Source organism: Gemmatimonadaceae bacterium (genome assembly GCA_036496605.1).
Taxonomy (GTDB): Bacteria; Gemmatimonadota; Gemmatimonadetes; order Gemmatimonadales; family Gemmatimonadaceae; genus AG2.
The window spans coordinates 21,993-28,548 of the sequence record DASXKV010000031.1 but is presented as its reverse complement, the minus strand read 5'-3'; the positions used below and the strand labels follow the sequence as shown (position 1 = coordinate 28,548).

Sequence of the window (6,556 nt, the reverse complement as noted above, 5' to 3'; positions counted from 1 at the left end):
CCGCATCGGGGCCGGAGATCGCTTGCAGCACGAGCAGACCGTCTTCCACCGCGCGCGTCATCGGCCCGAGTTTATCCAGCGACCAGCACAGCGTCATCGCGCCGGTGCGCGGCACGCGGCCGAACGTCGGGCGGAATCCCGTCACACCGCACCGCATCGACGGCGCCACGATGCTGCCGCCGGTCTCGCTGCCGATTGAGAATCCTACTAAGCCCGCGGCGGTTGCCGACCCGGGGCCGGCGCTCGATCCGCTCGCGCCTTCCTCGAGCAGCCACGGATTCATGGTTTGTCCGCCGAACCAAATGTCGTTGAGCGCCAGCGCCCCGAGGCTCAATTTCGCGATCAGCACCGCGCCCGCCTGGTCGAGCCGGCGGACCACTGCCGCATCCGCCGCCGGCACGCGGTTCCGGAACGGCTCGGCGCCGTAGGTCGTCGCGATGCCGGCGGTGTCGAGCAGGTCCTTCACGCCGTACGGAATCCCGTGAAGTGGACCGCGATATTTGCCCGCCGCGATCTCGCTGTCCGCCTGCCTGGCCTGCGCGAGCGCGGCGTCGCGCGTCCCCGTAATCACGCATCGCAGTTTGCCATCGTATCGGACGATGCGGTCGAGATAGATCTGCGTCAGGCGTGTGGACGTGAGCTTGCGCGTCTCGATCCAGCGCGAGAGGTGTGTGACCGGAGCGTAGGCGATGTCGGCGTCGTTCGTCGGCAGCGGGCCAGGATCGATGGTGCTACGGATAAACCGTTCGCGCGCTAGTTGCTTGGTTTCGCCGGCGAGCGTGGGTCCGCCCGCGGCGACTGAGATCGACGCCGGCTCCCAGCGCGTCGCGGGCGCGAGCTGCGGCTCGAGCACGATCTTTCGCGGGCCCGTGCGCCGCTCGAGCAACGCGGCCATGGACGTCCGCCAGCTCTTGGCCATCATCTGGCGTTGCGCATCGGTCATCGACACTTGGGCAAGCTTCTCGGCTTCGGCGAAGGTCGCTGTCGAGACCTCGGGGCCGACCGGCGGCGCGGTGTTGAAGGCCGGCGGCGCACCCGGAGTCGCGGTGGCGGATGTCGCGCCGCTGGCGCCGGGCTTTTGCTCGTCCGCGCGACAGGCGGCGACGGCGCCGAGCAGGGCGACGGGCGCTTGAATGAGGAAGCTTCGTCGGGAGTTCATAGGTGAGTTGGAGCAGCCGATCCGTTAGGCATCTGGTTCGCTCGCCACCAAGAATGGTGCGAGCCCGCCGGATGTGCTACATCGAATGACGTATCGCGCCGCTCGCGTAGAGGGTGCATGTTGAATTTCCATCAAACGGACTTCACCATGCGCCAATCAACAGTGGGTCGCTCCGTATGGCACCATCGACACGACGGGAGAATGGCGTTGCCGACGGGAGCGACGCTGGCCAGCACGAGCCAGATTGCACTATAATCACAAGTTGGCGAAACCGGCGGACCGCAAGCGCAGCCATCTATCGTTTCGATGCGACGACGCGCCAATACTGCTTCGACAACTTCGACTCATACTATCAGATTCAGTTTGCCGTACGGTACACCTTCCAGGCAATCCAATCGTGTTGGTACGCCCGGCCGAAGGGACATTGGTCGTCGCGGCTGTCGCGTTATTGCTCTCGTGCTCGGCACCCAGTGCGCGCGCACAAGACCGGGGGCGACCAACGCGCGTGCTCGTGCTGTTCCAGCAACAGGCCGAGACGCAACCGATGGTCGAGTTCACGCAACGGTTACGCCTAACGATTCGCGACGAGCTGGCCTCGCCCGTCGAGTTCTATCAGGAAGCCCTGGATCTCGACCGCTTCTCTGACCGCGAGCACTCGCCGCGCCTGACGGACTATTTCAGAGACAAGTACCACGGATTCACGATCGACGTCGTCGTGCCGGTGGGCGCACGCGCGCTGGGGTTTGCCGTCGACCATCTGCACGACGTGCTCCCGAACGCGCCGATCGTCTTCGCGTTGTGCGCCGCCCCACAAACGGATCCCTCGACACTCCCCGCGTACGTAACCGGCCGGCTGGCGAGCGCCTCGCGCTTCGTACCAACGGTGGCGATGGCGCGCGGTCTCCAGCCCGACGCGGGACAGATCGTCGCGGTCGGCGGCGCGGCATCAACCGACTCGGTGGCCGTCTCCGCTGTGGTGAGTGCTGTCGCGGCCTTTCACGATTCGCCTCCGCTCACCGTGGTTCAGGGGTTACCGCTCGACGCGTTGCTCGCGAGGCTTCGTCAGCTTCCTCGCCGCTCGATCGTGATATTCGCGAATTACAGGGGAGACGGGCACGGACAGGTGTTCGAGCCTTTCGACATCGTCGGGAGCCTCGCGCGTGCTGCGTCGGCTCCGATGTACACGCAGTTGGGCAGCTACGTTGGCGAAGGAGTCGTGGGCGGTTCCGTGACGCGGTTCGACGATGAAGGCACCAACACGGGACGACTCGTCGTTCGCGTTCTTCGCCGTCGACCTGGACAGATGCCACCCGCGGAGTCCATCACCAATTCGTACGTCGCCGATTGGCGTCAACTCCAGCGTTGGGATCTGTCCGAGAAGCGGCTGCCACCCGGGACCGAGCTCCTGTTTCGAGAACCCTCATTGTGGCAGCGGTACCGCGCGGTCGTTCTCATCGCGCTCGGCTTCATGGGGGTTGAGTCATTGCTCATCGGCGCGCTATTGCTCGAACGGCGGCGCCGCAAGCGCGCGCAATTGTTGGTCGAAGACCAGCGGCGGCGCACCGATGACACGAGGCGCCAGGTTGCGCACATGGGACGCATGGCGCTCGTCGGTGAGCTGGCCGCGACGATCGGACACGAGCTCCGCCAACCGCTCGCGGCGATGCGGGCGAACGCGGAGACGGGCGCGAAGTTCGTGGCGGGCGCCGATCGCGAATTCGGCCCCGAGGACCGGCGGCTCTGTGGCGAGATCTTCTCCGACATCATCGCCGATAATGATCAAGCCTCCGAGGTCATCATCCGGGTTCGCGCTCTTCTTCGCGGGCAGGAATTGCCGTCGACGTCCGTGGACCTCAATGAAGTCTGTCGCGCGTCGGCACGACTCTTACAGCACGAGGCGTTGACTCGTCACGCAGAACTTAGCTTGTCGCTCGATCCGCACCTGCCAGCCGTCACCGGTGATCCGGTTCAGTTCGAGCAGGTGGTGTTGAACCTCGTGTTGAACGCGCTCGAGGCATCCGGGTCGTCGCCAAGTCCGCGGGTGCTGATCCGTACGGTGGGTCGCGAGGAAGAAGTCGACGTTGTCGTGAGCGACAACGGGCCCGGATTCGCAGCGGGCGCTCAGCCACATCTCTTCGAATCGTTCTTCACGACGAAGCCACAAGGCCTGGGCCTTGGGCTGGTCATCGTGCAATCGATTGTCGAACGGTACCGGGGCCGCATATCTGCCGAGAATGGCGAAGAGGGTGGCGCGACGTTCCACGTCACGATACCCACGCGCCGCGTAATCGATAGCGTCGGCAACGCGTCGCGCTGATCGATACCGTCGAGTCAACCGCGTTTGCTGATCTCTCGCACTGTGCGCTGCATTTCGCGCACGATCTCCTCTTGCTCGTTCACTCGCTGGAGTAGCATCGCCGCATCACGCCGGGCTGCTTCGGCCTGCTGGCGTGATGCTTCTGCCTCGTGCCGCGCGGCCTCGGCTATCAAGCGTAGCTCCTCGGCCGTCGCGCGCTGCCATTCCTCAAGATCGCGTCGATCTTCGGCCAGAATGCGCTCGAGCTCGCGGCGAACGCGATCGACCTCGTGCTCTTGACGCTCCGTCTCCGCGACACGGCGCTCGCGCTCGGCGGAATATCGCTCCTCCTCGCCGATGATGCGGTTCTGCTCTGCAGAGTCGCGCGCTACTTCTGATTGTGATTCGCGGTCCGGCTTCCGGTCAGGCAGAGTCATACCCAGAGATAGGCGTCGTCTGGGATGGCGTCAACGTTTGTCACCCCATGCAGGCTTGGAGTGCCGTCGGTTCGCGAATGACGCGAATGAGGGGCGAATCCAATCGCGGACGTTCGAACCGCAATCTCGCGTATCCAACGGAAAGCGTATGATGCTGGTGAGCGACATCATCCCGACCAGCATTGCGCATGCGCGGCGAACTCCTCGAAGCCGAACGCGTGCACTCGATCGTGGCCGCATTCTTCACCGTCTTCAACTACTTTGGCGGTGGTGGAATGTGCGAGGCCGCGTACACGGGAGCGCTCGAGTACGAGCTCACGCTGCGCGGACACATAGTGGACCGAGAAGTGATGGTTCCGGTCAACTACAAGGGCAAGCTCGTTGCCCGGCAGCGGGTCGACATGGTGGCGGACAACCGAGTGATCGTCGAATGCAAGGCCACCGAGCGCCTCCCAGTATCTGCGGGACCACAGCTCATCGGTTATCTGCGCGCGACCATCTTCGAAGTAGGCGTGCTGCTCCACTTTGGTCCACACCCAAAGTTCTATCGCTTCGTCGATTCCAACAAAGACACAATTAGGAAGGGCAAGTAGCTGAATCCCATTCGCGTTATTCGCGTCCTAAAGACCTGGGCTTTCCACGTCTCCAGGCTTGGAGAGCTGTCGGTACGCGAATAACGCGATGACGCACTCAGTGCTCGAGATTCCGCACGGCCGCAGCGAGCAGCTGCACCTTCCCTCCGTCGCGTGAGCCCCGAGCGTCGGTGTCGAGCTGACTCGCGAGCTGCGACAGCGCGCTGCTCCGGGCCGATCCCGAGGTGCCTTCCGCACCGCTCAGCGCCTGACGAGTCGCCGCAATCTGTGCATCGCTCAGTCCCTTCGATCGATCGAGCTGGTCCACGTACGCGCGTGCCAGCGCAAAGCTCGCCGGCCAGGTGTACCTCGGCTGTCCCTGGACGTTCAGATAGTCCACGTGCGCGGTCTTCGCCGCATCCAGCTCGTTCTGCGTCAGCAACGGATTCGGCGTCAGTTCCAGCACGTCCAACCCGCGCGCGATCTCCGAGCTCACGATCACACCGTTGTACCAGTACGAAGACCATGCACCGCCCTCTACCATGCGATTCGGGTCGATTGGTCCACGATCGAAGTACGCGATCTCCGTCGCATGCGCGGGATCGCTGAAATCGAATACCGACACGCCGCCCTGGTACCACGCCTGTACCATGACGTCGCGACCGGGCACCGGTACGAGGGAGCCGTTATGCGCCACGCAGTTCTCTTCGGAGGTCTGCGGGGCCGGAAGCTTGTAATAGCCCTGAAAGACCAGCTTGTTGTTAATGATATCAAAAATTGCGTCGGCGCCCCAATTGCGCGGATCGGAAGCGCGGCACTTTGGCGCGCTGCCGCCGCCCCACTCGTCGGAGAACAACAGCTTGGTGCCGTCGTTGTTGAATGAGGCCGAGTGCCAGTACGAGAAGTTCGAGTCCGACGCCGCATCCAGGCGCACGGGATGCGCGGGATCGTGGATGTCGAGCAGCATGCCGTAGCCCTCGCACGCACCACCCGCGTAGCCGATCGAGGGATAGACGGTGATGTCGTGACACTGCGTCGGACCACGGTTCGGACCCGCGCTCATGCCGAACATCTTGAGCAACATGTTCGGGAGAGCGGCACGCAATGCCGTCGAATCAGCGCCCGTCGCCGGACCTCCGCCGTGATTGGCTTTGGCCGTGCTGTCCAGGAGCGGCTGCACCATCTCGTTCGGCAGCTCGATGTTGATGCCGATCACGTTGACGGGAAATTTGCCCGCGGCGATCGAGGCCTTCTCCGCTTCGACGTCGCCTAACGCCAAGCCGTGATGTGCGGGCGCGGTGAGATCGTTGAAAATCCTGGGGCTGCTCACGATCGCCGCCTGTTCGGGATGCGCCAACGGCACCTTGATCACTTCGATGCGGAAATCCGCTGAATTGGGATCGTTCGGGTTGCTGTTGCAGCCCGCCAGCTCGGCGGCGGGACGGATGCCCGACGATCCGGAGATATAGATGTAGACGTCGTTAGGATCCTTGGGATCGACGAGCAGCGTGTGTGTGTGCGATCCGCGGCACGTCTGCACGTTCGTTATGTACTTGGGGTTGTCCAGGTCGCTGATGTCGAAGATGCGCAGTCCACGAATTCGCTCGGCGCTCACCGTATCCTTGATGCCGCCTTCTTTGCAATCGAGCCGCGACGACTCCGACTCGGCCGACATGAACAGCAAGTTCTTATACATGGAGATGTCATTCTGCGAGGCTGGGCAGAAATAGCCCTTGCGCAGCGAGGGATGCGCGGGATTCGAGACATCCCAGATCAGCCAGCCGTTGTACGTCCCCTGAATCGCGTACTTGCCAAAAAAGCCCAGATCGGAGTTGGTGCTCTTGAACTGCTGGGGCGTGGGCGTGTTCGACAAAAGCCGCATGTTCCAGCTCGCCTCGCCGGCATCGGTAATTCCCGCCTTGAGGCCTACGCGCGGATCGGGATTCGGCGCCGCCGCCTTCGCCATCGATTCGATATTGAAGGACGATTGGGGTGTGGGAACGCCGGCGAGCGAGATGCTGCTGCGATGAGCACAGGCGCCGAGTAGCGCCGCGACAGGAATGAGGAAGGACAGACGGAGCGTTGGCATGGT

5 protein-coding genes are annotated in these 6,556 nt (G+C 63.5%); 2 read left to right on the top strand and 3 right to left on the bottom strand.

The annotated features are described in order from the left end of the window. Positions 1 to 1,159: amidase (locus tag VGH98_10740; protein ID HEY2376438.1), on the bottom strand; the 1,159-nt coding region annotated here is incomplete at its 3' end. Between the two features lie 397 nt (positions 1,160 to 1,556). Here VGH98_10740 and VGH98_10735 point away from each other — a divergent pair. After that, entirely contained in the window at positions 1,557 to 3,476 is a 1,920-nt protein-coding gene (locus VGH98_10735) for an ATP-binding protein (GenBank protein ID HEY2376437.1), read from the top strand. 14 nt (positions 3,477 to 3,490) lie between these two features. Here the strand turns inward: VGH98_10735 and VGH98_10730 are convergent, their stop codons facing one another. Beyond that, positions 3,491 to 3,892 (bottom strand): hypothetical protein, encoded by a 402-nt coding sequence (locus VGH98_10730; protein ID HEY2376436.1) that lies wholly within the window; start codon positions 3,890 to 3,892, stop codon positions 3,491 to 3,493. 188 nt (positions 3,893 to 4,080) lie between these two features. Here VGH98_10730 and VGH98_10725 point away from each other — a divergent pair, with 188 nt between their 5' ends. After that, positions 4,081 to 4,485 (top strand): GxxExxY protein, encoded by a 405-nt coding sequence (locus tag VGH98_10725; GenBank protein HEY2376435.1) that lies wholly within the window; start codon positions 4,081 to 4,083, stop codon positions 4,483 to 4,485. Positions 4,486 to 4,582: 97 nt separating this feature from the next. Here the strand turns inward: VGH98_10725 and VGH98_10720 are convergent, their stop codons facing one another. After that, positions 4,583 to 6,553: a hypothetical protein gene (locus VGH98_10720; protein HEY2376434.1), complete on the bottom strand. Its 1,971-nt coding sequence runs from the start codon at positions 6,551 to 6,553 to the stop codon at positions 4,583 to 4,585. Between the last annotated feature and the right edge of the window lie 3 nt (positions 6,554 to 6,556).

Coding starts and splice junctions, on each gene's coding strand:
- VGH98_10730 (HEY2376436.1), bottom strand. CDS start 3,892: ATGACTCTGCCTGACCGGAAGCCGGACCGCGAATCACAATCAGAAGTA.
- VGH98_10725 (HEY2376435.1), top strand. CDS start 4,081: ATGCGCGGCGAACTCCTCGAAGCCGAACGCGTGCACTCGATCGTGGCC.
- VGH98_10720 (HEY2376434.1), bottom strand. CDS start 6,553: ATGCCAACGCTCCGTCTGTCCTTCCTCATTCCTGTCGCGGCGCTACTC.